Source organism: Marinobacter alexandrii, assembly GCA_039984955.1.
GTDB lineage: Bacteria > Bacteroidota > Bacteroidia > Cytophagales > Cyclobacteriaceae > Ekhidna.
Genome location: JBDWTN010000005.1, coordinates 804,834 through 830,373, shown reverse-complemented (window position 1 = coordinate 830,373; position 25,540 = coordinate 804,834). Strand labels below are relative to the sequence as shown.

Sequence of the window (25,540 nt, the reverse complement as noted above, 5' to 3'; positions counted from 1 at the left end):
ATCAATTAAGGGTTCGAAAAAATGTCCTAAGACAACTTCGTTCTAACGTTTCTCTTGATTCTGCTCAATGAGGTAGTTGTTACCCCAATATAAGAGGCGATATATTTTTGAGGAACCCTGTTCAGATAGTCTGTATCTTCAATCAATTTTAAGTAACGTTCTTCAGCAGAATACTTTTGAAGGTTGGTTAACCGATTTATTAGGTTTTGGACTACATCTTGCCAAAAGAACTTAAAAAGAGTATCTATAATTGAGTTTGTCCTACATAGTGTGTCAATATCTCTTTTGGGAATAATTATAACATCAGCCTCTTCTATACACTCTATAAAATATTCAGAAGTGCTTTCACTTATGTAGCTGTATAGCTCAATGGAAGAATTGTTTTTAAATGAAAACCAGACAGAGGTATCTAGCCCGTCTTTGAGATAGTAGAGTCTAAACGATCCAGAAATCACCAGGTAGAAATTTTTGCATATAGCTCCTTCTCTTAGAAGAAACGAACCTTTCTTGATGGCTTTTTCACTGGCAAAGGTCTTTATGGCATTCAGATCTTTGTGCTGTACTTCACCATATTGACCAAAAAAATTCCTAAGTGTTTGATCCATTCAAAGCGATGTTCCTTTTATGATCATATTATTGATTTTTAAGGTGTTGGACTTTCTCTTTTAGTTCTGAATTTTCGGTTTCAAGTTGGTTCATTCTCTTGTTCATATCAATCATATAGAGTGTTAATTCCTCAATCTTTTGAAGCAGTTTGGCGTTCATCTGTCCCAAGTTGATACCATTCTCGTTGACTTCTGCTTCACTTGGGATTTCAGGAAGATAGCCTTTCTCGACAATGTGTTCTTCGACTTCTTCAAGAGTTAGAAGTTCATAATCTTTTTCAAAAACAAAATCTGACCAGCCACTGGCTTCTACCTTGATTTCTCTTGCTCCAATTGAACCTTCAACTCTGAGTTTGTGATCACCGCTAAAGTCTGTAGTTCCTATGCCAACTTTACCAGACTCTGTTATTCTGAAAACTTCTACTCCCTTTGGTGCAACATAAAATGCTGGGTTAGTTCCGTAACCATCTGATACCATTCCAAAGTCTAATGTTCTATTTGGATAGTCATAATTCCTTCCAGTTCTGATTGTCCATCTATGAAGTTCCGCTCCATCTGAAATTCCAGCTTCACTTAAAAATGTAGCAAACACACCGCTCATTGCGGAAACTCTGATATCAATGGGGCTTCTTGGGTTATGAGTTCCTATGCCGATACTGCCATCATCTTGAATCTTGAACCTCCACTTAGATTGAGCATGATCATATAAACCAAACTCGTTTTCGAATTGTATTTGTGTTTCTTTATATCCGTTAGAGGATACCGGACCAAAATTTACTGTTGATCCATTACTACTACTATTCACCAATTTCAAAAATGTGTTTCCTGATTTTTCAATATGCAGGATTTCAGACGGTGTAGTTGTTCCTATGCCTACTTTGCTGCCCGTATCTGTTAAAGCTTGTGCTATTGTTAGATTTATAACAACTAGTGTCCCAAGAAGTGCTAGTACTGTTCTTTTCATTATTTTTAATTTTTGATGTGAATTGCACATAACGTCTATGTTTGAGACGCGTGCTCTCACTTAATGGAAAGCACTAAAATAATGAAGTCTGCCGGTGCATTCAAAACTACCCAAATGAATTCATTCAGGCGGAGTATCAAATCGGCACCTGCGCCATACAGACCAAAAATCCCCCGCTCCTAACTTTATAGAAAGCACATCACTTTCTTGGTGGCGGATAATCGGCATGTTCAACTGGCTCTGTTAGATAACTAAGTAAGGCCATATGCCATCATCCTTTGTTAGCAATGTAATTCCTTTCCCTTCCAGATTCTGAATTTCTCTAGTCGAGTTGAAATGGGACAATCTTTAGCACTGCTATATTCCTTTGCTAAGTAGCAGCCTTAGCTTTCTCCTAAGCCTCAGCGCTACAACAGTTGGTATGAAGGCTAAGATCAAACCAACAATCAATCCCTGAATGGTGAACTTTAATGTTTGCGGCGTATCGATATCATGGCGGTGATTCCAAAACTCAACAATTTTACCATCCTTGATTCTGAATACATTGATAATGCTTATAGGATGTTTTGTTTCTAAAGCGATTCTTCCAAACAATGTATTTCCTTTAAAAGAACCTGTCCATCGGGTGGCAACCAAATCACCTTCTGCAATTTGGTAATCAATTTTAGATTCAAATTCCCCATTTTCCCAAAAAAAATCGGCTATATTCTTTTGCTCTATAGCGAGTTCTGTAACATTTTTTCTGTCCCCAATATCATGGACAACATATTGGTTAGCGACATATTTTGAGTAGTTGTCGGTATTGTCGGTAAACCATAAATCTTGATAGAAATTCCTTGCTATTTCTTTATTGATTTCAGTTTGCTTTTTCTGACTTATACCTTCTTTTTGAGCGAACGAACTCAAGACTGTCAGTCCAATTATTACAAATGAATATGCGCGTTTCATCTTTTTGCTGCTTTAGTTCGAAGCAACTTAGAACATTTGATTGCGCGATGATTAATGCAAAAAGCCGTTTCAATAGTTTCGAAAGACGAAAGTATTAGTTCTGTGTAGAAGGTAACTCACCAAAGTGTTTTTTGTAAGCAGTTGTAAAGTTGGATGGATGTGAGTATCCCAATTCATAGCTTATTTCAGTAGGCGTTTTCCCCTCGGTCATTATTTTTTCTCTAGCAAATTCCATCCTTATTTTGTTTCGATACTGAATCGGAGCACTACCAAATAGTTGCTTAAAGGAGGTTTTAAATTTGGTCATTCCCATGTTCGCAATAGAAGCAAGTTCATTGAGCGAAGGCGTAGTTGTGGCGATTGGATTTCTCAAATGAGCGGATGCGATGAATAGATTTTTCAAGTCCTCCGAGTGTAATCTTTCGTGATGTGCTGCCGAGGAATGCATTCGTATTTTTTCAAAAAAGAGATGCATGAAATAGAGTACATGAGCATGACACTGGATTTTATTTCGAATGGTAGATAGGGCTGAGTACAATGCGTTTTCGAGCTTGTAGTCTAAATCTTCATACACTAGATTTTTAGTTGTGTCTATGTATTCTTTCCAGTTTTCAAAATAAGTATCAAGAAAGGAACGATGGAAATGAATGGAAGCTAATTCCATTTCTACATTTGGAGGAAGTTGAGTTTCTATTTCCAATCCTGGCCCATAGAGCAGTAGTCCCATGGGCAAGTGTTTTTGAAAATCAATGGATTTATCCAATACCTTTTTCTCTTGTTTTGTCTTCGAAAGATTAATGTGAATAAGAAACCAATCCGTGTCGATAGGATTGATGGATTTCATAAAGATTGGAATTTTGAAATAAGACTTTTTGAAATGATAAAATTCCATTTGTCCTGGAAAATTCAAAAACTCCATGCTCTGACCACCACCTATTGCAGAATCCAGAAAATACTCTCCATTACGTTCTTTTAGTTTGAAATAGTGCTCAAACTGGTCTTTTAAATTTTGAGTAATATTTAGTTGGACATTCAAATGGTTGATTTTATCTAATTACGACTTAATAACTCGAGGCATGTACAAGTAAGAGAGTATTCGTACCTAAAGATATAAACGAAAGTACTGTTACTCTTCTTGCCTTTGCAATTCATTCTTGCGCACACTTTATTTCGCTAATATGGGGAGGATAGTTTGTTCCGGCTGCTTTTTTATGTCATCCAGATATTTTGCTGTATTTCACTATATTGACCAAAAAAATTCCTAGTGCTTGATCCATTCAAAGCTAAGTTTCTTTGTAGCGTGTAATACGTGATTCTTGCTAACTCAGCTAAAGTGCGTATGTCCACACTTGCTGATAGTACTAAACTAGCTGATCTGCGCCATACCCACAAAAAGTCTCAGAAAACCGCTGCGTTTAGAAAGTGAAAGCCCAGAACCACAGAATTTTCAGAAAAAACAGCCGCTTTTAGAAGGCGCAGATTAGCGGTCGGATTTGCATGGAAGTAGACTAGAAGCAGGTTGGCATATGCAACTTTAGCGATTGTTAGTCGCATGTTTTTATTTCTAGAACTTCATCATAAAATGATCTGAGTAAGCAAATTCTATTGAATTCAGATTGGTACATAGTTCGAGTTGCTTCTGTAACGTTATCAAATGCGGAAGCTATTCCACCAAGTTCAACGAGTAACAACCATACTTCATCACAATGTTCAGAGTACTTTGAGATCTTAGGTTCTTTGTTAGCGATGGCTGTCTTTATATTTTGTTCAGATAGATGCGGAACCTGGCCTGCAGCAACAGGGCTGTAGTAATGTCTACTGAGTTTGTTACTTACATAAATATATATCCTGCTAAGATTAATATTGTAATTTAAGTTGTCATGTTTGATGATAATCCATTCATCAGTAGAGGTTACGTTAGACAATTTCGAAATAATGATTTTAGCAATTTCAATAGATAGAGGTTGAATTTCACTGTCTAGAATCTCGTTACGATCAAATGATACATGTAGTTCAAAATGGAAGTCTATTGTCTGTTCAACTCTTCTGATCGCAAGCTCTAGTACTTTTTCACGAATTGATTGATTTCTGGCCAGTCTTGACCCTTTGCTTTGTTCGCGATTATCAGAATAGAGTTCTGATATTTCAATACCAACGTGTTTGTTATTTATGGTTGCAAGAATGTCAGGTTGTGGAGGCTTAGGCTGTGAAATATTGGATGCGCGTAAATTAAGGAGTTCATTTAGTCGTTGGAAAAGCATCCATTCCTTTTCTTTTTGAGGTCTTCTAAGAGGTTGCATTCTTCAATCTAAATTGTTCGAATCTTTTTTTCGATTTGAGGTTCAATGATTGAAAAAACCACCAGAGCAATTGGAATCCAAATTTGATCCTCAATATCTACTCTTCCAGTTCGAAAGTACTGTATGACAAAGACAACAGTTGAAGAAGCTAAGACAATTGTTAGCATAACCCTAGTTAGCATGATAGGTTTCCTCTTGCTCTCCTTAATCCAAATAAAAAGTTCACTAAGGAGAATGATAATTGTTGCTGGTATTATGGTTATCAAGATGATCATTATAGCCATATATTGTCCAGCCCACAGTTCACCTGTATATGCCGATGATAAGCCAGATAAGAAAAGAGTAATTGCTAGCAAGGAGATCGTTATACTTAAAAGACGAATCATGTTTAGGGAGTAATTGCGGCCAACATTAATGTTGTTTATCCACCTTTCCAAATTAAACACAGTGTGCGTTTACCTCCAAATAAGCAGATTAAACGCACACTCTTTTAATTGATCGATTAGATCAATAACTATTTACAATCAGTCAGATTACTTTCTCCAGGTATAGCTCTTGTGAACGATCTTCCAGGAACCTTCATACTTTAAAAGCAAGAAATAATCTGTGAAAATTCTCTTGTCTGGAAAAATGATTTCTGCTTTTGCCATGGCTGCATCCTTTTCATAATCAATCGAGATAATCCTTCCTACACGATTCACCTTTTGACCTTCTCTTACAGCTGAGATATATTTTTCACCAGAGCGTATTCGCAAGGTTTTATCTGAAGTCACTGTATATAAATTGAAATCTGCATGGAAGGCTTTCCTAAGACGATCAGGTTCGCCATTGGCAGTGCCCTCGATATAGTGCATTAATGTTTCTGTGATTTGCTCTTTTTCTGATTTACCACTTTGAGCGTTGGCATTCCATCCAATCAATAGGATAGAGGATATGAGTATTGTTTTAATCGTTTTCATGTTGAGTTTTGTTTTATAATTAGTCATTTGAGTAATTGATTATTATCAGCTTGAGACCTTCTTGAACCACAAGGATGGAACCTCCTCCAATGATAGCGTGAACCCTTCGATTCTGGATTCATTTTCTTCAAACTGAATGCCTCCAAAGAACCATTGATCACTTTCAAAAAGTCCTTCTTTTATAGGGTTAAAAGTGATCGTCCCTGCTCTCAAGTTTTTGGCTGTCAGTCTTCCACCCTCTACGGTGAATTCATAAACGGTACTCAATGGTTTGCAATAGTATGTTCCGGTGAAGGCCTTCAGGTCCTCTGAGTTATAGGCAAATGGAGCGACTCGCATTCCGTATACTGAAGCACTTTCACCGATAGTTAGGGACATGGTTTTATCGACTCCAGTACCACTAAAACGAACAGTTATTTTCTCATCACCAAAACTGATCATTTGAAATTCATCTTTGCTCAGTGGCAACAAAGTACTTTCATTGTTTTCTCCTCTCACATATCTAAGCGTATCATCCTTGAGTGCAATGGATCTAGAGTACCCGCTTTTTTCATTCCAATAGGTTCCAGTGTGGCGCTCAAGCTGGGAAGATGAAAGCTTCTTTGTTTTCAAATTGGCATAGTCAATGTTTCCTGGTGTTACAAATTCATCTTCTAAGTATAAGTAAGCAGTCTGCATACCTAGATAGCCACTGTAGGGCATGCCAGAGCTGAGAACAATCGTCGTAAACTCACTATCAATAAACTTAAAAATAGAACTGGCATATCCGCCCAAAGTGCCGGTTTGATAGTAGTTTGGAATGCCTCTTTCCAAATGGTAGAGCTGTTGGGCAAACGTGAGTCTGCCAAAAAGAGGATCCATTGTTTCTCCGCTGTTCATGTTGCAATCGGCATAAAGCCTCTCGATCATTTTCTTACTTCCTATTTTTGGATTTCGGAGATTCAACTCCCATTTAGCAAGATCTGAAACGGATGAATACACATTGGTTGGACCTACTATTCCGTAATTCAATGCACTTCGCTTAAATCCGCTCTCCGTGGGCTCATAAGAAGCGGCCACATTGGGGATGTATTGCTCAAAGTCGTCCAGCACTACCGTGTTCGTCATGTCAAGTGGTTGGAATAGTTCCTCATTTAAGAACTCACTGAATGATTTTCCTGATGCGCTGGCTATAATCTCTGCTAGCAGCAGTTGATTGGTATTTGAATAGATGTAGTCTTCGCCTGGTTTAAATGCAGGCCTCATCTGTTTAATCATATCCATCGCATGAGCTTGGGTGAAGACATCATCCCTATGCCAGCCAGCTATGTTTTTCATTGTCCAAAAATCTGGAAAGCCACTTGTTTGAGATAGCAAGTGACTAATGGTGATTTTATCATCATATCTAGGCAAGTCGCTTACATACTTTCGAATGTCATCATCCAAAGAAATGATGCCTCTTTCTTCCAGTAGGAACGTGGCGTAAGCAACGAAATGCTTTGATAAGCCTCCTAGCTGAAATTTGGTGTCAATCGTTGCGGGGATTTTATGATCCAAATTGACGCTACCATAAGCTTTTTGGTAAATGATTTCTCCTTTGTGGAGCACGACGGCCGCAACTGCAGGATGATTGCTATCAAAGCCTGCGTAAAGTTCATCTATGTCTTCAGTAGTCTGTGCTATACTGACTTGAATGAGACATATAAATAGAAATATGAATAGTTTTTTCATTGAGATTATCTTTAGTTTTTGAATTTTATGATTGCTTTTTAAGCCTGTCAACAACAGCTTGAGCGACTAATGCGGAGGAGGATGGATCTTGTCCAGTGATGAGTTTTCCGTCTACTTCTAGATAGCCGTCCCATCCTTCTGAAGAGTAGTTGAAAATGCCTCCATTTTTTTGTATTTGCTTTTCAATAGAAAATGGAAATTCTTGGAAGTAAGCACCTTCTTTGTTTTCGAAGAGATCAGGGAATCCGTTTACTTTTTTTCCTGCAACTAGAAAAGTACCATCATCATTCTTGATGTTTGCAATGCCTGCCGTGCCATGACACACAGCTGATACAATTCCATCTTCTCTTTTGTAGATATCAGTAGCTATTTTTTGAATAGAATCGTCAAATGGAACACCAAACATGGCGCTTCCACCTCCGGCATAGAAAATGGCGGCATAGTCATTTGGGTCTACCTCGGTGGGTTTCCTGGTGTACTCAAGCATGTCCATGAATGCTCCATCGTAGAGGTATTTTTTGAGTAAAGTGTCTGAATAGATGTATCCGATTGGGATAGCACCACCTTGAGGACTTATGAAGTCTATCGTGTAGCCTTCTTTCTTAAAGACGTCATAGGCGAAAACGATCTCAGCAAAATGATTGGCTGTGTTGATATCGGAATCCCCATAATAATGAGCATTGGAAACAACAAAAAGAATCTTCCCTCCAGATTGCTCTACAGGTTTTAGAGAGCATGAACATAGCAATGCCAATACTAGAATAAACGGATACGTTTTCATATCTTTTTACAGACAAGAATAGTATTCACCGATGTACTATTTACTCGGTTTTATAAGTCAGGAATACGGATTTATAAATTAGGACCAAGTTTAGAGTCATTCTGAATTCATTTCAGAATGACAGAAAAGTCTAATTAGGATAGCTCTTCTTTGAACTTTGCTGGAGTGGTGCCGGCAATTTTCTTAAAAGCAGTGTAAAAAGTGGATTTCGAATTGAATCCACATTCATAACCAATGGATTCAAGTTTAAGATGAGAGCTATGTTGGATCAGTTTTTTAGCTTCTTCTATTCGGTATTCGTTGAGAAAGATAGTAAAGTTCTTTTCCAGGTTATCATTGATGAACTGCGATAGATAGTGTGGAAGCACATTCAGCTTTTGAGCGACATCAGACATTTTAAGATTTGCATCTTTGAAGAGTCTTTCACTTTTCATTAGTTTATTCAGTTGTTGGTGAAGCTTGCTAGCTTCATCATCATCAATCTTCTTGTTCCCATACTTAACATGTTTGTTTAGAAATCCAGGATCTTTTTTTCGAGTAAAAATTAAAAGTAGGATTAAAATGTAGAAGATGAATGAGAAGGATAAAGCTCCAACAATGTAGGAGGTATAACTTACTGTGTTGTAAGCAATCCAAATGAGGAGGTTCCCTAAATAGATGCTAACAATCCAAACTTCCATCGCAGAAATCTTCGTTGATCTTCGGAAAAGATTAGCTAGAGATCTTTTGATCACAAATGCTGATGCAAGGAGGTATACAAGCCATATGAAATAGATGGTATTAAAAAAATCTCGCCACAAATGTGGGTAGGAATCCCAGGGAAAGAGGATATCTACTGTTAGAATAATAATCAGTAGGGGGAAATAATGAAACTTCCAGTTTAAGTGTTTATCAGGATGAACTACAGATTTTAAATAAAAGTAGATGGATGGCCCTATGAAGAGACAGGCTGACATTCCAAATTGTAGGTAAACACCGGAAAGGTGGTAGTCATTAAAGTAAAGAAAAACAGATTTCCCAATTCGAATACTAAGAGCTAGTAGTAATATCCCCAAAAAGTAGTTAGACCGATGTTTTGGTTTAGCAAAAAACAGGAAGTAGAGGCCTATAACTAGGCCGTTAAAGGCGCCAAGTGCACTAAAGAAGAATAATAATTCTCGGCTAAATTCCATTTGTCAAAAGACGGATATTTGAAGAATTAGTTTAATCCTTCTTGATCCAATAGATACATCATTGCACTCATGCTAGCTGCTCCAAGCTCTAGTTCTCGTTGATCTACAGCTTCAAATACATCAGCTGGTGTATGGTGATAGATGAAGTAGCGTTGTGAACTTGGTCTGAGCCCAATCAGCAGGGTTCCTTGAGATCCAAGTGGACCAATGTCAGCTCCACCTCCATTTTGTTCAAAGTCCCAGACACGATAGGGGAGGAAATAGTCTCTCCATTTTTTGATTTGTGCTTTTTGTTCGTCGGTCCCAGATGTAGAAAATCCGATTGGTAAAAAACCACCCGAATCAGACTCAAGGGCCGCAATGTGATTTTCACCTTTCTCTTTGGCTACTCTGGCATATTCTCTTCCACCTCTGAGTCCATTTTCTTCATTCATCCACATAACGGCTCTTAGCGTACGTTTTGGCTTAAAATTTAAGGCTTTGAATAACCTGACGGCTTCAACTGCTTGCATGCATCCACTGCCATCGTCATGAGCTCCTTCACCTACATCCCAAGAGTCTAAATGCCCGCCAACTGCAATGATTTCATCAGGAAATTCTGAACCTCGTAGTTCACCGATGACATTATATGAAAGCACATCTGGGAGTTGCTGACAATGTGTTTCGATATAAACATTTAGTTTTTGCTCTTTTAGAATCTGACTTAGTCGGTCTGCATCATTGGTGCTAATCGCTACGGCCGGAATCTGATTGATCAACGCTTTGTATCTCAACGAACCCGTATGGGGAATATCGTCTTGACGGTTTGTTACTGAACGAATGATGATGGCTTTTGCTCCATACTTAGCAGCTTCTGAAGCACCTGACGATCGCTGAATAACAGCTCCACCGTAGGCGCCAAACGTATTGATGATGGTCGGATCCATTTCTCCGTTATAGAATACAATCTTACCTTCGATTTTTTTACCTAGCTCATTCACCTCATCAATTCCGCTCACTTCAATCACGTCAGCAAGTACACCGTCTGGTCCTGTCCCTACGGAATTACCAAGCGCTAGAGCATTCATCTCAAATGTTCCATGTTTATCTGAGTTAATTCCACGAACCACTTCTTTCTTCCCCCTTACCCAATGAGGTACCATTACAGGTTGTAGGTAAACCGTATCAAAATCGTAAGACTCCATGAGTTGTTTGGTGTATTCTACCGCAGCAGCAGCTTCTGGTGATCCAGAGAGCCTATTGCCAATCTCCTTACAAAGCACTCGCAGGTCTTCATATACACGACCATTGGTTAGCGCTTCATCATAAATTTGCTTGATTTTCTCCGTATGATCTTGAGCGATAAGTAAACATGGAACTAAGAAAAGGAAGTTAAGAATTCGCTTCATGCTAAAAAGGTTTTAGCGTGAATTTAGCGTAAATGTTTTTCAGTTTTGTTGCTGTGCTTTTACTAAGTTTTCCTCATAAAGATTGAGCGATGCATCTTGCTGTTCTTGTGCAAGTTTTACAGCTCTCTTAAAAGACGTTATGGCTTCTTCTCTGGTCGAACAGTCAAGCTGTCCTTCACCTAAGCTATCCCATACGTTTGGAGAGTTAGGATATCTTTTAATATTATCATGGAAGAATTCGATCGCCAAATCGCAATTGTCTTCAAGAAATCCGTAAGCTATTTGATTGATGGCGGACTCTGTTGGATTATAGTTAAGATAATAGGCCTGTTTAAGGCTGTCTACTATTTCAAGTTTCCCTGCTTCGCCATATAGATACATCAGATGTGAAATGGATCTCTCAGAAGGTAAGACCTGATAACCTGATAGGTTGGAAAGAGAGTTGAAATATTCATTGAAAGCTCTAATACCACCTTCCTCGTGGAATCCGGATAGCGAACTCCTATCTGGATAACCTTTCATTCTGAAAGTGTCGGGGAGTTGGTGAGCCGCTAAGTAAAGCTGATGTATTAGCTCAGTGTCCTTAATTGGATTTACGTTGGCTAGAAAAATGATCGTGGTGCCATCTTCGAAAAGCGTGATTGATGATCGATGACCAAAGAGAGCACCTCCATGAGTGACCATTTTCACTGTTGTGTTTCGCTCAATCAATTCATCCCAATTTTTCATCCATCCATAACAGTATCCTTCCTTGTTTGTAGTTAGCATTTTCTTAGTGAATGCTTTATCAAGCAATGTGTTGTTTCGAATGGCTTCACTCCATATAAATAAATCTTCAACCGTAGAGTGCATACCTCCTGTACTGTACTTGTTCGATTGATCTCTAAATGAGACTTTTCCGAATTCTCCTCCGTATTTTTTGAAGAGCATCATGAAGGTTTCGTCTTCGACGAAAGCATATCCCTTGGCAGTTTCTTTCAGAATAAACTCATTGGAAGCGAACCCTGTGTTTTTCATTCCTAGTGGATCTGTGATTTTATTTTCAAGTAAAGAATCATATGAAATCCCTGAAATTTCCTCCAATACTGCACCTAACAGCATGTAGCCTAAACTGCTGTAGTGATAAGTTTCCCCGGGCGCATGGATCAGTGATACTTTGCTGACCAGAAGCACAAGATCTTGAGGGCTGTACGCAGTTTTGGCGAACTCGTGCTGATTAACACCTGTTTTGAATAGCCCATCATAGTGAGGAAGCCCTGAAGTATGGGAGAGGAGTTGGTGAATGGTAAACTGATTGGAAAAGGTTAACGGAAGATAAGGGAGGTGTTTTGAAAGTGTATCCGCTAGTGACATATCCCCACTCTCTACCATCTGCATTATCAGCATGGATGTGAATTGCTTGGTAATCGAACCAATGGGGAACTTGGTATCTATTTGATTTGGTACCTCATTTTCTCTATCGCTAAAGCCATAAGCTTGCTTAAATTGGACTTGCCCATTTTTTGCAATTAACACTGTGCCGGTAAATGGACTGTTGATTTTTCTTCTACCATTTTGGGCATATTCTTCCATCAATTGATCAGGTGTTTGAATTGATTGGGAACAAGAATAGGAAAACAGTAGGAGGAATAGGAGAGAGTGGATTTTATAAGTCATTTTACATTTTGATGTTTGGAACAAAAGTATTTTCCAAGCACCATGATGCTTATGACATTATTGCGTCACTCTTATGTCACTTGACTTAAGCTAGAAAAAATTAGGAGTATTCTTTAAAAAGTCAGTACGTTTAGTGTTGAGAACATTAGTGGAGTAGACAACAAAAATAATGTTCCATATCATACATATAGCAAGGGTGATAAAGGCCCAATAATGTCCTTCCCCTGCAGTTCCGGTAATGAGGTTAGAAGAAAATACAGCTAGAAAGAAGATGAAGAGAGCAGCTAGTGTCCATATAATTTGAAAGCTGACAATCTTGCCAGCAAGAGAGTTTAACTCATTAAGTTTTTTACTTGATTTCCAAATGAGTAATGGAATTATAATGCTGGCCAATGGGACAATCATTAGAAGCATAATGGAAAGGTTCATTCGTCTGATTGTCCGTGTTTCACCTTCTATTGTTTCACTGATCTGATTAGTGAAATCATTGAAATCAAGTCCAAGAACTTCACAAAGTATGGCTAATGTAGAATCCCGCGGTATTACTCCTTTTTCAATACGCTGAATAGTTCGCAACGAAATATTAGATTGATTAGCGAGGGCTTCCTGGGATAAGCCTTTTGCTTTACGTGCTTCCTTTACTCGTTTATCAAGATCATTCATTGTCAATAGTCAGAACTAATTCTACTGTGTTGCAATTATATGGAATTAAGTAAGGTTGGTATCACCCTATGCCCCCCTTCATACCAATGCAACTCAGGGGCTCTTCCAAGAGCTTTCTTTACCACTTCATTTTGTTGGGGAATCATTTCATCTTTAAAATAAATATCCTCCTTGCTGGTATAATAGTGAATGCCTTCATGTCCTTTTAGATATTTCCAATCTTCGGGGTTTGTGTCCGGAGGGAAGGTGCCTGCCCAGATGATCATCTGATCGAAAGGTTGTTGGGCATGGGCAGCATAGCGACCCATTGTGGCAGTTCCTTGAGAAAAGCCAAAGTAGTTGAGTTTCTTTTTGCTCAGATCGTACCGAGAGAGCACAGTGTCAATGTAGGAATACTGGTTATCAATTTCGCTTAAGCGATCTTCCTTGGTCATCCATGAAGCACCAACGCGTCCATAAACCCCTCCAAGGTAGTATTTGGAAAGGCCTTGAGGAGCAATGATGAAATTCTTTTCTGGATCAAGGTCTTCAAATTTTTTGATGAAAAACTCAGCAAGCTGACCATATCCGTGAAAAATAAGCCACACTCTTTCAGTCTTTTCCGTCAATTCGTTGAGCGAGTAATAAGAAGCTTTGATTGAAATATCTATGTGGTGTTGGTTTGCCATTTTAAATTGTCATTCTGAGCGTAGCGAAGAATCTCTAAAAAAGGTAAAGATTTCTCCTTTCAGTCGAAATGACAAGTAAAATTAATGTCGCGTTTAACCTATTTCGAAAAAGTAGAATTCTGGTTAGGATATGATACGGCCTCCTTGGAGGGGAGTAACTACCCAGCAGCCCCCTGCATCATTAGTCCGCACAAGTAAGCTCCATAAGTCCCTAATACATACCCGAGTACGGCCATAAGCACACCTACAGGAGCTAATGAAGGATGAAACTCTGTGGCAATAACAGGAGCTGATGCCGCACCGCCAACGTTTGCTGTACTACCCACGGCAATAAAGAAATAAGGAGCCTTGATTAATTTGGCAACAATTGCCAGAAGTAACACATGAAATAAGATCCAGGTGATACCTAGAAAGAAATAACCCGGATTTGAAAATATGGCCAATATATCCATATTCATACCTATGGTAGCCACCAGAATATAAATGAAAGCACGACCCATTCTGGAGGCACCCACACCCTCAAGCTCTCGGACTTTAGTAAAAGATAAAATTACACCTAGAGTGGTGGCTATGACGACTATCCAGAAGAACCCAGAGGTTAAGCTGTATTGTTCTAAACTTGGAAATTGCTTGAGATAGGGCACAATGAGATCACTCCCAAAATGAGCAAACCCTGTACAAGCAAACCCGATCATTAAGACTTTCATTAGATCGGTGAGATTGGGAGTTTTAGTTACGCTTGCCTGAAAATCCTCCATCTTCTTTTTCAATGATTCAATAGCAGACGAATCAGCTTTAAGTTTTCGGTCAATCAACTTTGTTACCGCAACGCCTGCGATCAATATTCCTAGCCATGCATTTCCCACGATGATATCAACGGTAACCATCGTGGAGAATAATTCATCACTTACATTAAAGACCTCCTTCATAGTTGCTTGATTAGCCCCACCACCAATCCAGGAACCTGCTATTGTAGTCATACCTCTCCACACTTCATTGGGAGCAACACCTCCAACCAAATCAGGAGCTACATAAGAAAAAATAATGATGGTCAATGGCCCACCAATCATAATTCCTACTGTCCCTGTCAGAAACATGATCACTGCTTTAGAGCCAAGTTTTGCAATTTCTTTTAGATCTACACTGATAGTCAATAGAACTAAGCTAGCTGGTAAAAGATAGCGAGAAGCTACAAAATACAATTCTGACTTTGAGGGGTCTATTAAGCCAACTGCTTTCATTAGCGATGGCAAGAAGTAACATACTAGGAGTGCCGGAATGTAGGAGTAAAACTTCTTCCAGAATGGATGATTGCTCGCTGAGGTCTGAAACACAAGCCCAAGCATAAGCATTAAAATGCCGAAGATTACGGCATCATTTGTGATGAGAGGTTGATCCATGGTTAAGTTGTATTTAATTCAAGAATAATCATTTCCATTGAGCATAGCTATGATTATTTTATTTTTGAGAAATACAATTTAGATAAAAGGGATAGAAAGCATTAGAGGTGAACTTTTATACTACTTAAAAGACAAAAGAAATAAGCGAATGAGATATGTATGGTTGATCTGCACCGTTTTAATCGTGCAAACGAGTGTAGCACAAAAAACATATGTGGGAGTGAAGGCAGGAGGGCATGCATCATCTGTTTTCATTGAACATACCATTTTCAATTTGAATACAAGAACCACGTTCTTGTCTGGAGCAAGTGGTGGAGTATTTGTGAAATATCTACCTAAGGTAGGAAACTCATTTTTGAATTCAGGCATTCAATTGGGCGTTAATTATGTTCAGAAAGGATGGAAGCAAACATTTTTATCCAATGAGCCAACCTATTCTGCTCGAATGAATTACTTAGAAATCCCTTTGGAAGGATTTGGCTACTTTGGAGGGAAAAACAAATTTTTTGTATCGGCAGGGTTCTACATGGAGTTTTTAATGAGTGTAAGTCTGGATGCTGAACCAAACGGTGATAACATACCTGCATCCGATTTTTATACGTACGATGAAAGCAGAGATAACGAAATAGGGTATGGAGCCAGGCTTGGTGGTGGTGTCTTCAGAGACTTATCGATTGGCACCTTCCAGCTGGAAGGCTTTTTTAGTTATACTTTCAGTAACTTTATTGATGCAGGAGACTTGACAACAGAGACACCTGATATATCAAACCATTGGGTTGTAGGAGCTACGGTTGGGTACATGATTAACCTTGGTAAGAAGGATTAAATGAAAAAATTAAATTCACTTAAATACATGAATGTATTGATTCTCCCCATATTGGCGTGGGTAAGTTTCAATACACATGGTTGGCTAACTTACCTTCCCCTGGTAGAATCATTTGTTCTCATTCCAGTCCTTGAACTTGCATACAAACCCGATTCTACCAACTTAACTAAGGAAAAAGAATCTAGAAGAAAAGAAGATTCTATCTATGATTGGCAACTCTATATCATGGTTCCTATTCAGTTTGCATTGCTTATAGTGTTCTTGTTCTCAATGTCTGAGCCTGGGCTTACATTGGTAGATCAAATAGGAAGAATTACCGCAATGGGATTAATGTGCGGGGTAATTGGAATCAATGTAGCACATGAATTAGGTCATAGAAATACTTGGTACGAACAGTTAATGTCAAAGGGACTACTACTTACATCGCTCTATATGCATTTCTTTATTGAACACAATAGAGGGCATCACAAAAATGTGAGTACCAAAGAAGATCCATCATCGGCACGGTATGGGGAGATATTATATACTTTTTGGATTAGATCTGTAATTTTTGCTTACCTATCAGCATGGAAGCTTGAAGCACAACGATTGGCTAAAAAGGGAAAATCAACTTTTTCGTTTCAAAATGAAATGTTGCAATTCCAGATTATTCAAATAGTATTTACAGTCGGTGTTGGACTTCTATTTGGATGGGTGGTAATGGGATATTTTATCTTATCTGCTGTGATGGGATTCCTTCTTCTTGAAACGGTGAATTATATAGAGCACTACGGTTTAGAAAGAAACAAGAAAGGGGAGGTGTATGAGCGAGTAATGCCCCACCATTCATGGAATTCAGATCATAGGCTGGGTAGGATAATTCTATTCGAGCTTTCGAGGCATTCGGACCATCATTACATCGCGAGTAGAAAATACCAAATCTTAAGGCACATTGACGAAAGTCCACAAATGCCAACTGGTTACCCTGGTATGATGATATTAGCTATTATTCCTCCATTATGGTTTTCCATAATGAATCCAAAAATTGACAAGATGAAGCAGGTTGATCTAGCTGAAGCTGCTTAGAGGTTAAGCCAATAGCTAAGCTTTACGACCAACGCTCGATTTCGTGTTCTAAAATCATCAGTGAAATAATTGTCAGTATAAACAATGAATAGATCCGATACAGGCTTAAATCTCCATTGAAACCGGGAATTGTGACCAAGGTTTTCATCTTGTGTATTGTACTGTACGAACGTTGTGAAAAACACTTTGTTTGTAAGTGTTAGATCTACTCTTGGTCCGAGTAAAAGGAGGTCAGCATCACTGTAAGGATCTGGTAGTTCTATTCGATTGAACTCGGCATTTAATCCTATTTGTACAATCGGTTGAAATCTGTACAAAACATTTGCTCGAAGGTTTGTTCTTTCACCGTTGTAATAACTTCCATAATTAGCCCCCAAGCCGTAAACAAACGTCTTACGATTATCCGAATCATAGGATATTCGTACGTTTGTCCATGAAATATTGGTACCTTCAGCCAATTCTAATCCGTCTGTTCCTGATGGATCAAAAGCTCCGGTTAGTAAAACCGACTGTCTCCTGAAGCCTATTTGTGTTTGCGAAGTATTGAGGAACTGAACTTCATAGTCCCCAGAAATGGAGTTATCCAATTGATTCCAGTCTCTATCATACAAAATATCTCCACCTAATGAAGGTCCGTGCCGTTGCACAACTCCATCGGTAAAATAGTTAAGGTCCAAACGCCCACCTCCAGTAAAAACTCCGTTACGAGGAACAAAACCAACTTCGGCATTATATCCATCCCCTACGGCTCTAATGAAGCCTCGTGCATTAATTTTGGTTGTTTGATACCGAAGAAATGCACCATAGGTTTGGGCATCACTTTTTTTGTCAGGATCTAAAGATCTATGATAATAAAAATTACCTTCCCATCGATTATCTACCGTAGCAAGATTGTAATCGAGACCATATACATAATTGTATTCTGAAAGAGTGAGCAATGTGTCTCTGGATTCTACCTCTCTGCCGAATTCATCTACAACTTGATTGCTCTCAATTCTAAATGAATCAATTGCCGCCTCTCCAAGATTAGTTCTACCCACAAACACAGCACTGATTCTGGATCTCTTGAAGATTTGCCTTTCTATTACCGCTACAGAATAATTTTGTGCTGGGCTTATCTCTTCAGAAGTTTCATCTTCATTCGTTACCATATCCAGAACGCCAATTCGCCATTTGGTGCCGATTTTACCGCTAACTCTAGCACCTCCTATAATAGGCACATTTCGTTGTGTACTGCCTGAGCCCTGTATGCCTATTCTTCTGGAAAAGAATGGTCGAGTAGTTCTAAATCCATTTTGAGCAAAAAGATCCTGATTCTCTAGGAAAAATTGTCTCCTCTCTGGAAATGAAATCTCAAAGCGCTGAAGGTTGGTAACTTGCTGATCCACCTCTACTTGAGAAAAATCAGGATTAAATGTAAGGTCTAAATTTATTGAATTGCTCAATCCTATTTTAGCATCAAAGCCTGCATCTCCTTTAGTTTGTGACTCGTTTTCTTCAAAATCTTTACTTGAGCTGCCGCTTATGTATGGAATGACCGCTACATTCGTTCCAGCTTCCGGAGGGGGAGTATCCCATTGAAGTGAACCTGAATAGGTCATGTCACTTGCGCGAAATTGTTGAGGGACACGTATGTAGGTAGATCTTTCGTTGCGTTTTTGATTGTTTCTGATGAACTGAATATTCCAATTTGAGACGCTATTATAGCGTATGCTTTTGAAAGGAATGGCCATCTCCACATACCACACATTTTTACCCTTGCTTACTCCACTGTACCACTTGTTATCCCAATCATCCTGCACATCACCTCCCAACACAACCAATCCTTCTCTTTGAACATTGTCAGGCGTTACTTGAAACGTAAACCCATTGGATTTATCATTGTATGGATCAATATAGAAGCTGATATTATCATTTCTAGGCCATGGAAAGTCTCTTTGAAGTGTGTTTGTTATAGGGTCTCCAGGTAGGTTGTCATAGCAGATTACGCCTACATAAATAAAGTGATCATCGTAGGCAATCATAAACTGAGTGGTATCCTGAGCTGGCTGATCATCTGTAGGATACGATTGGTAAAACCCACCACTTTTTTCAGCAAGACTCCAAACCTCTTCGTCTAAGACCCCATCTATTTTTAGTGGAGATTCTGATCTAATAATGTCATGACTCACTTGACCCTGCTCATTTTGAGCGAAGGAAGAGAACCAAAAAACATTAAGAATTAAAAGAAAATTAATCCTCGTTACTCTCATCTAATGGGATTAGATGTTGATCCGCAATTGATCGAAGATAACCTCGATTCGAATTGATACTTGGATCTTTATATATATATGCTGAAAGTTCTGCAATTACACCAGGCTTGTATCCCAAATTCAAAGCCAGTTTTTCACAAAACTTAATCTCGTTCGAATGAATCTTACCGTCAGCTTTCATCATTCGGATAATATTAAAAAGATAATTGAATTTTTCGTCAGGCGGTAAATCCTTAAGCTTCGGAATCGGTCTTGGATTATTTATTATTTCAGCGGTTTTTTCTTCTGAAATGCCAAGCCCATTGGCTACAAATAAAATCAATCGGTATTCCTCTTCAGCCACAACGTTATCTGCCTTAGATAAGTGAGCCAATATGCTAATTTGTTCTTCTTGCGATAACATGGCGGAAATTTAGTTTAAAAAGATCAATGGTAAGACCTACTTACATCAACGGCGAAAAAAAGTTAACAAAAATGAGACAGGATTTGTTTTTTAAATCCAAATACAATTAGCTTAGCGATCACAATGATGAAAGCACAAACATATTGGTGGTGGAGCAACAAAAATAATTGTTGACAAGTCACTGCTGTGTTTAAAAATATAAAACCCTGACAGTTATCGTCAGGGTTTTTTTTGGTTTATACCTATGAGCAAATTGAAATTAAATACACGAGAAAGGAAGATACTGGCTGATACGATCACACCAGTGAGCATCTACTTGAAGCTGAGGGATCGCTTTGCAAACTCTTTTCTATTGGAAAGTTCGGACTATCACGGATCAGAAAATAGCTTTTCATACATCTGTTGTTCTCCACTAGCCTACATAAAGGCGAATGGTCGAAATATTGAAAAGAAACTCCCCTATGATAAGTTGGAGACATTTGAAACAGATAGCCTGAAAGATGAGATTAAATTATTTACTGAGAGTTTTGAATTGGAGCATTCTAATAGTGGATACATAAAATCTGGCTTGTTTGGATATTTCAATTATGATGCTAAGGCAGATTTTGGAGGCCTAAAGATTAAGCGGCGAGATGAAAGTATTCCAACTGTACAGTATCATTTGTTTCAATTTGTCATAGCTCTAGATCATTTCAAAAATGAATGCTACATCATTGAAACATATACAGATCATCCTCATGATGAATTATTTGATGAAGTAAGCGCATTAATTCAACAGCGAAATATTCCAGGATATCCCTTCAAGACGATGGGGATTAAACAGTCCAATAAAAGCGATGAGGAGTACTTAGAGATGGTGAAAAAGGGAATACATCATTGCCACATTGGAGATGTGTTTCAGGTTGTTTTGTCAAGAAGCTTCAAGGTACCCTATCAAGGAGATGATTTTCAGGTTTACAGGACTCTACGCTCAGTCAATCCATCCCCTTACCTTTTCTATTTTGATTACGGATCTTTCAGAATTTTTGGTTCTTCTCCTGAAGCCCAAATTGTTTTGAAAGATGGTATTGCTGAAATTCATCCTATTGCAGGAACATTTAGAAGAACAGGAAATGATAAAGCCGACACTGAGTTAGCTGAAAAGCTCTTGAAAGATCCGAAAGAAGATTCTGAGCATGTAATGCTAGTTGATCTGGCTAGAAACGATTTAAGTTATAGCTGTGAAGATGTAAAGGTGGAGACTTACAAGGAGGTACAGTATTACTCTCATGTTATACACTTGGTTTCAAAGGTTACGGGCAAGATGAAAGACAATGCTTCATTTATTGATATTGTCGCTGAAACCTTTCCAGCTGGTACACTTTCAGGAGCTCCTAAGATTAGGGCAATGGAGATTATTCAGGAAAATGAAAGTGACCCTAGAGGATTCTATGGTGGAGCTGTGGGATTCATGGATTTCGATGGAAATTTTAATCACGCCATTATGATTCGAAGTTTTCTAAGTAAAAACAATGTATTGAAGTTTCAAGCAGGTGCGGGTGTTGTAGCTCAGTCAAAACCTGAAAGCGAGCTTCAGGAAGTATTTAATAAGGTAGGTGCATTAGAACATGCCATTAAAGAGGCAGAAAAACTATGAAGAAGGTTTTAGTCATAGATAACTACGATTCGTTTACCTACAACCTAGTTCACATTCTTAGAGAGTTAGGTTTGGAAGATTCCATGCGAATTGTGAGAAATGATCAATTTGAATTGGATGAAGTAGAGGAGTTTGATTGCATCTTACTTTCTCCAGGTCCTGGGGTTCCTAAACATACAGGCCTAATGCCAGAGGTAATTAAAAGATACGCTCCCTCAAAGAATATTTTAGGCGTATGTCTGGGACACCAGGCAATAGGAGAAGCCTTTGGTGCTGAACTTTTAAACCTATCTAAAGTGTATCATGGTATGGTTACTCCGATTGAGTTGAAAGTGAAAGATGAAATTTTTGAGGGACTACCAAATTCATTCAATGTGTGCCGATATCATTCCTGGGTAATTGAAAAGAATGCTGTTCCTGATGACTTGATTATTACAAGCGTCGCGGAAAACGGAAATATTATGTCCATTAAGCACAGAAACTTTAATGTTCGAGGTGTGCAATTTCATCCAGAGTCTATCATGACAGAGTATGGAAAAAAAATAATAGAAAACTGGATAATGCTATGAAGGATATTCTAAACAGACTGATCAATAACCAGATTCTATCTCGAGATGAAGCAAAAGAGGTGTTGACAGGTCTTGCAACAGGTCAATATAACAACAGCCAGATTGCTTCATTCTTGACTGTTTATCTCATGAGAGCAATTAGAGTTGAAGAACTTGAGGGCTTTAGAGATGCAATGCTGGAATTATGCAATCCAGTTGGGTTGGAAGGTTATAATGCTATTGATGTGTGCGGAACAGGAGGGGACGGTAAAAACACTTTTAATATTTCGACCATCTCTTCTTTTATTGTGGCTGGAGCTGGAGTAAATGTGGCAAAGCATGGAAACTATGGAGTTTCATCCATTAGTGGATCATCCAATGTTCTTGAATATTTGGGTGTAAAGTTTTCAGGTGATGCAGGTCAAATGAAGCGATCAATGGATAAGTCCGGCATATGTTTCATGCATGCACCTCTTTTTCATCCAGCCATGAAAAATGTAGGCCCCATTCGAAAAGAATTAGGTGTTAAAACATTTTTCAATATGCTTGGGCCAATGGTTAATCCAGCTTTCCCGCCTAACCAATTAGTAGGTGTCTTTAGTTTGGAGCTAGCACGGTTGTACGGGTATTTGTATCAGAACACCACTAAGAATTTTTCAATAGTTCATTCATTAGATGGGTATGATGAAGTGTCGTTAACTGGCAATTTCAAACTAATATCCAATGAAACAGAAGCGTTGATCTCTCCTGAAGACTTAGGGTTTTCGATTTTAAATCAAGAGCAATTACATGGAGGTGAAACCATTGAAGAAGCGGCAGAAATATTTAGTAAAATATTAGGTAATGAAGGGTCGGAAGCACAGAATCATGCGGTATTGTCGAATGCCGGACTTGCCATATCAACAGTAAAACAAACTCCTTTCATATCAGGTATACAAGAAGCTAAAGAGGCTTTATCATCTGGAAAGGCACTTCAATCATTTAAAAACTTTTTAAGCATCAATAACTAAATGGATATACTATCAGATATAGTAAAGAATAAGCGTGAAGAAGTAGCTTCTAACAAAGACCTGTATCCTATTAAGTTTTTGGAGCAGAGCACCTATTTTGAAAGTCAGCCTGTCTCCCTAAAGAAGTATTTGCAAAAAGATGATAAGTCTGGTGTGATTGCAGAAATAAAAAGGAAATCTCCATCTAAAGGAATGATAAATGAGCATGTTTCCGTGGAGCGAATATCTATAGGATACATGCAAGCAGGTGCATCTGGTTTATCAGTATTGACCGATAAAAAATTCTTTGGCGGATCCTCTGAAGATTTGAAAGTTGCCAGATCATTCAACTTCTGCCCGATTCTCCGTAAGGATTTTATGATAGATGAATACCAGGTTGTTGAAGCTAAATCCTTGGGAGCAGATGTCATTCTTTTGATAGCTGCGGTATTGAAAAAAGAAGAAATTGAACGATTAGGAGGTTTGGCTCAAAGCTTGGGAATGGAAGTCTTACTGGAGGTCCACAACAAAGCTGAATTAGAGAATAGTATTACTGACAAAGTTGATTTAATTGGAGTAAATAATAGAGACTTAAAAACTTTTAAAACAGATATTCAAACCTCGTATGATTTATCTGGTTTGATTCCTAATGACTTTACCAAAGTATCTGAAAGCGGGATCTCTGATCCGGATACTATAAAGGAATTAAGGAAGCATGGTTTTGAAGGCTTTCTCATGGGGGAGACTTTCATGAAAAGTAGTCGCCCTGAAAAAGCGGCTAAAGAATTTATTAAGCAATTAGAATGAGTGAACTAAAGCTAAAAGTATGTGGCATGCGAGACCCTGAAAACATTCAGGGGTTAATTGAGCTGCGACCTAATTTCATGGGATTTATTTTTTATCCCAAATCTCCTCGATTTGTTGATGAGATTGATGAAAATGTTTTGATGCGAATCCCTTTGAGTATTCATAAAGTAGGAGTATTTGTTAATGAATCTGTAGAGAAAATTGTGGAATTATCTGAGAAATATGGATTAGAGTATGCTCAGCTTCATGGAGACGAAGATTTAACCTTTGCAAATGCACTCAGAGAGAAAAACATAAAAATCATTAAAGTTTTTAGGGTAATGGATTCGATTCCATTTTATGCCAAAAACTATGAAGGAATAGCTAACTATTTCTTGTTTGATACAGCGTCTATCAACTATGGAGGATCAGGAAGACATTTTGATTGGAATATTCTGAAGAGCTACAATTTGAATGTGCCATTCTTATTAAGTGGAGGCATTCAGCTTGAGGATATTGAAAAAATCAAAGCAATGAATATTGAAAAACTAGCAGGGATTGATGTCAATAGTCGTTTTGAAACAGAGCCTGCCATGAAGGATTTGGAAAAATTAAGAGAACTGAAGCAGGCATTATGAGTGAATACAATGTCAACGAGAAAGGCTACTATGGGCAATTTGGAGGGGCTTACATACCTGAGATGTTGTATCCAAATGTTGAAGAGTTAAGAACGAATTATTTAAAAATCATAAAGTCGGAGAGTTTCAAAAATGAGTTTGACCATTTACTTAAGACCTATGTAGGTCGTCCTACACCATTGTATTTTGCGTCCAGACTATCTGAAAAGTATAATACCAAAATCTATCTAAAGCGTGAAGATCTATGTCATACAGGAGCGCACAAAGTAAATAACACAATTGGGCAAATTATTCTTGCCAAGCGATTAGGCAAAGCCAAAATCATTGCTGAAACTGGTGCCGGTCAGCATGGAGTAGCGACAGCTACTGTTTGCGCGCTAATGGGGATGGAGTGCGTTGTATATATGGGTGAAGTAGATATGAAACGTCAGAAGCCTAATGTAGAACGGATGAAGATACTTGGAGCTGAGGTACGCCCAGCTACCTCTGGTAGTAAAACATTAAAAGATGCTACCAACGAAGCAATGCGTCATTGGATCAACAACCCTTCTGATACCCATTACATTATTGGTTCTGTGGTAGGTCCTCATCCATATCCTGATATGGTAGCAAGGTTTCAATCAGTAATCAGTGAAGAAATTCAAAATCAACTACAAGAAGTAGAAGGTAGAAATGCTCCCGATCATGTGATTGCGTGCGTTGGTGGAGGTAGCAATGCTGCAGGGGCTTTCTATCATTTCTTGGATGAGAAAAATGTAAACCTAATTGCGGCTGAAGCGGCAGGAGCAGGGGTTACAACAGGTAAATCAGCTGCTACCACAGCTTTGGGAAAGTCAGGAGTACTTCACGGCAGCAAAACACTTTTGATGCAAACAGAAGATGGTCAGGTAGTCGAGCCGTATAGTATCTCAGCTGGGCTTGATTACCCAGGTATTGGACCTATTCATGCACATCTATTCGATGCTGGCAGGTCAGAATTTCATGCGATTACCGATGAGGAAGCGATGATTGCCGGAGTTGAATTAAGTAAGCTTGAAGGCATTATTCCGGCAATTGAATCCTCGCATGCATTGGCTGTTTTTGGCAATCGAAAATTTGAAAAGGAAGAAGTCATAGTGTTGAACCTTTCAGGTCGTGGAGATAAGGATTTAGAAACCTACATCAAATGGGGAAAATATTAAAA

The 25,540-nt window shown here is 38.5% G+C and carries 25 protein-coding genes; 9 read left to right on the top strand and 16 right to left on the bottom strand.

The genetic code is table 11. From position 1 onward, the window contains the following. Positions 1–26: 26 nt before the first annotated feature. The 5 genes from ABJQ32_04145 to ABJQ32_04125 all read right to left on the bottom strand — a co-directional run bounded on the left by ABJQ32_04145 (position 27) and on the right by ABJQ32_04125 (position 4,817). Positions 27–605, bottom strand: a complete 579-nt coding sequence (locus ABJQ32_04145) for a Crp/Fnr family transcriptional regulator (protein ID MEP5288814.1) — start codon at positions 603–605, stop codon at positions 27–29. A gap of 28 nt (positions 606–633) precedes the next feature. Next, positions 634–1,569, bottom strand: coding sequence for a hypothetical protein (locus ABJQ32_04140; protein ID MEP5288813.1), 936 nt, complete (start codon positions 1,567–1,569; stop codon positions 634–636). 357 nt (positions 1,570–1,926) lie between these two features. Then, entirely contained in the window at positions 1,927–2,517 is a 591-nt protein-coding gene (locus ABJQ32_04135) for an ester cyclase (GenBank protein ID MEP5288812.1), read from the bottom strand. 94 nt (positions 2,518–2,611) lie between these two features. Then, on the bottom strand, positions 2,612–3,553 hold the full coding sequence (locus ABJQ32_04130) for an AraC family transcriptional regulator (protein ID MEP5288811.1): 942 nt from the start codon (positions 3,551–3,553) through the stop codon (positions 2,612–2,614). Between the two features lie 508 nt (positions 3,554–4,061). Then, entirely contained in the window at positions 4,062–4,817 is a 756-nt protein-coding gene (locus ABJQ32_04125; GenBank protein ID MEP5288810.1) for a hypothetical protein, read from the bottom strand. 123 nt (positions 4,818–4,940) lie between these two features. On the opposite strand from ABJQ32_04125, the gene ABJQ32_04120 reads away from it, so the two are divergent. Then, entirely contained in the window at positions 4,941–5,216 is a 276-nt protein-coding gene (locus ABJQ32_04120; GenBank protein ID MEP5288809.1) for a hypothetical protein, read from the top strand. A 134-nt stretch (positions 5,217–5,350) separates the two neighbouring features. Here the strand turns inward: ABJQ32_04120 and ABJQ32_04115 are convergent, their stop codons facing one another. From ABJQ32_04115 to ABJQ32_04075, 9 genes are all read right to left on the bottom strand, one after another. Next, positions 5,351–5,776 (bottom strand): nuclear transport factor 2 family protein, encoded by a 426-nt coding sequence (locus tag ABJQ32_04115; GenBank protein ID MEP5288808.1) that lies wholly within the window; start codon positions 5,774–5,776, stop codon positions 5,351–5,353. 45 nt (positions 5,777–5,821) lie between these two features. After that, on the bottom strand, positions 5,822–7,486 hold the full coding sequence (locus tag ABJQ32_04110; GenBank protein MEP5288807.1) for a serine hydrolase domain-containing protein: 1,665 nt from the start codon (positions 7,484–7,486) through the stop codon (positions 5,822–5,824). Between the two features lie 25 nt (positions 7,487–7,511). Then, on the bottom strand, positions 7,512–8,267 hold the full coding sequence (locus tag ABJQ32_04105) for a type 1 glutamine amidotransferase domain-containing protein (GenBank protein MEP5288806.1): 756 nt from the start codon (positions 8,265–8,267) through the stop codon (positions 7,512–7,514). A gap of 134 nt (positions 8,268–8,401) precedes the next feature. Next, on the bottom strand, positions 8,402–9,439 hold the full coding sequence (locus ABJQ32_04100; GenBank protein ID MEP5288805.1) for a helix-turn-helix domain-containing protein: 1,038 nt from the start codon (positions 9,437–9,439) through the stop codon (positions 8,402–8,404). A 26-nt stretch (positions 9,440–9,465) separates the two neighbouring features. Further along, entirely contained in the window at positions 9,466–10,827 is a 1,362-nt protein-coding gene (locus tag ABJQ32_04095; GenBank protein MEP5288804.1) for a M20/M25/M40 family metallo-hydrolase, read from the bottom strand. A 39-nt stretch (positions 10,828–10,866) separates the two neighbouring features. Beyond that, positions 10,867–12,483 carry a serine hydrolase domain-containing protein gene (locus ABJQ32_04090; protein ID MEP5288803.1) on the bottom strand — a complete coding sequence of 539 codons (1,617 nt, stop codon included), beginning with the start codon at positions 12,481–12,483 and terminating at the stop codon, positions 10,867–10,869. A 90-nt stretch (positions 12,484–12,573) separates the two neighbouring features. After that, positions 12,574–13,146, bottom strand: a complete 573-nt coding sequence (locus ABJQ32_04085) for a helix-turn-helix domain-containing protein (protein ID MEP5288802.1) — start codon at positions 13,144–13,146, stop codon at positions 12,574–12,576. A gap of 35 nt (positions 13,147–13,181) precedes the next feature. Further along, positions 13,182–13,814 carry a hypothetical protein gene (locus ABJQ32_04080; protein MEP5288801.1) on the bottom strand — a complete coding sequence of 211 codons (633 nt, stop codon included), beginning with the start codon at positions 13,812–13,814 and terminating at the stop codon, positions 13,182–13,184. 158 nt (positions 13,815–13,972) lie between these two features. Beyond that, complete coding sequence (locus ABJQ32_04075; GenBank protein MEP5288800.1) at positions 13,973–15,214, bottom strand: DUF819 family protein; 1,242 nt, start codon at positions 15,212–15,214, stop codon at positions 13,973–13,975. 148 nt (positions 15,215–15,362) lie between these two features. Here ABJQ32_04075 and ABJQ32_04070 point away from each other — a divergent pair, with 148 nt between their 5' ends. Then, entirely contained in the window at positions 15,363–16,040 is a 678-nt protein-coding gene (locus ABJQ32_04070) for an outer membrane beta-barrel protein (GenBank protein MEP5288799.1), read from the top strand. Further along, complete coding sequence (locus ABJQ32_04065) at positions 16,041–17,105, top strand: alkane 1-monooxygenase (protein MEP5288798.1); 1,065 nt, start codon at positions 16,041–16,043, stop codon at positions 17,103–17,105. It abuts the gene before it with no gap. Here the strand turns inward: ABJQ32_04065 and ABJQ32_04060 are convergent. Both ABJQ32_04060 and ABJQ32_04055 read right to left on the bottom strand, forming a co-directional pair. Next, positions 17,102–19,357, bottom strand: coding sequence for a DUF5916 domain-containing protein (locus ABJQ32_04060; protein ID MEP5288797.1), 2,256 nt, complete (start codon positions 19,355–19,357; stop codon positions 17,102–17,104). The two genes, ABJQ32_04065 and ABJQ32_04060, sit on opposite strands and share 4 nt — an antisense overlap. Continuing rightward, a complete protein-coding gene (locus ABJQ32_04055; GenBank protein MEP5288796.1) occupies positions 19,338–19,760 on the bottom strand; it encodes a hypothetical protein in 423 nt (140 codons plus the stop codon). Before ABJQ32_04055 ends, ABJQ32_04060 begins: the two co-directional genes overlap by 20 nt. 244 nt (positions 19,761–20,004) lie before the next feature. On the opposite strand from ABJQ32_04055, the gene ABJQ32_04050 reads away from it, so the two are divergent. From ABJQ32_04050 to trpB, 6 genes are read left to right on the top strand one after another with little or no spacing between them, the layout of a single operon-like run. Next, on the top strand, positions 20,005–21,396 hold the full coding sequence (locus ABJQ32_04050) for an anthranilate synthase component I family protein (GenBank protein MEP5288795.1): 1,392 nt from the start codon (positions 20,005–20,007) through the stop codon (positions 21,394–21,396). Continuing rightward, positions 21,393–21,965: an aminodeoxychorismate/anthranilate synthase component II gene (locus tag ABJQ32_04045; GenBank protein ID MEP5288794.1), complete on the top strand. Its 573-nt coding sequence runs from the start codon at positions 21,393–21,395 to the stop codon at positions 21,963–21,965. The genes ABJQ32_04050 and ABJQ32_04045 overlap by 4 nt, the downstream gene beginning before the upstream one ends. After that, positions 21,962–22,954: an anthranilate phosphoribosyltransferase gene (gene trpD, locus ABJQ32_04040; GenBank protein MEP5288793.1), complete on the top strand. Its 993-nt coding sequence runs from the start codon at positions 21,962–21,964 to the stop codon at positions 22,952–22,954. Before ABJQ32_04045 ends, trpD begins: the two co-directional genes overlap by 4 nt. After that, complete coding sequence (gene trpC / locus ABJQ32_04035; protein ID MEP5288792.1) at positions 22,955–23,740, top strand: indole-3-glycerol phosphate synthase TrpC; 786 nt, start codon at positions 22,955–22,957, stop codon at positions 23,738–23,740. Then, complete coding sequence (locus ABJQ32_04030) at positions 23,737–24,357, top strand: phosphoribosylanthranilate isomerase (protein ID MEP5288791.1); 621 nt, start codon at positions 23,737–23,739, stop codon at positions 24,355–24,357. The genes trpC and ABJQ32_04030 overlap by 4 nt, the downstream gene beginning before the upstream one ends. Then, entirely contained in the window at positions 24,354–25,538 is a 1,185-nt protein-coding gene (gene trpB / locus ABJQ32_04025) for a tryptophan synthase subunit beta (protein ID MEP5288790.1), read from the top strand. Before ABJQ32_04030 ends, trpB begins: the two co-directional genes overlap by 4 nt. Positions 25,539–25,540 lie beyond the last annotated feature (2 nt).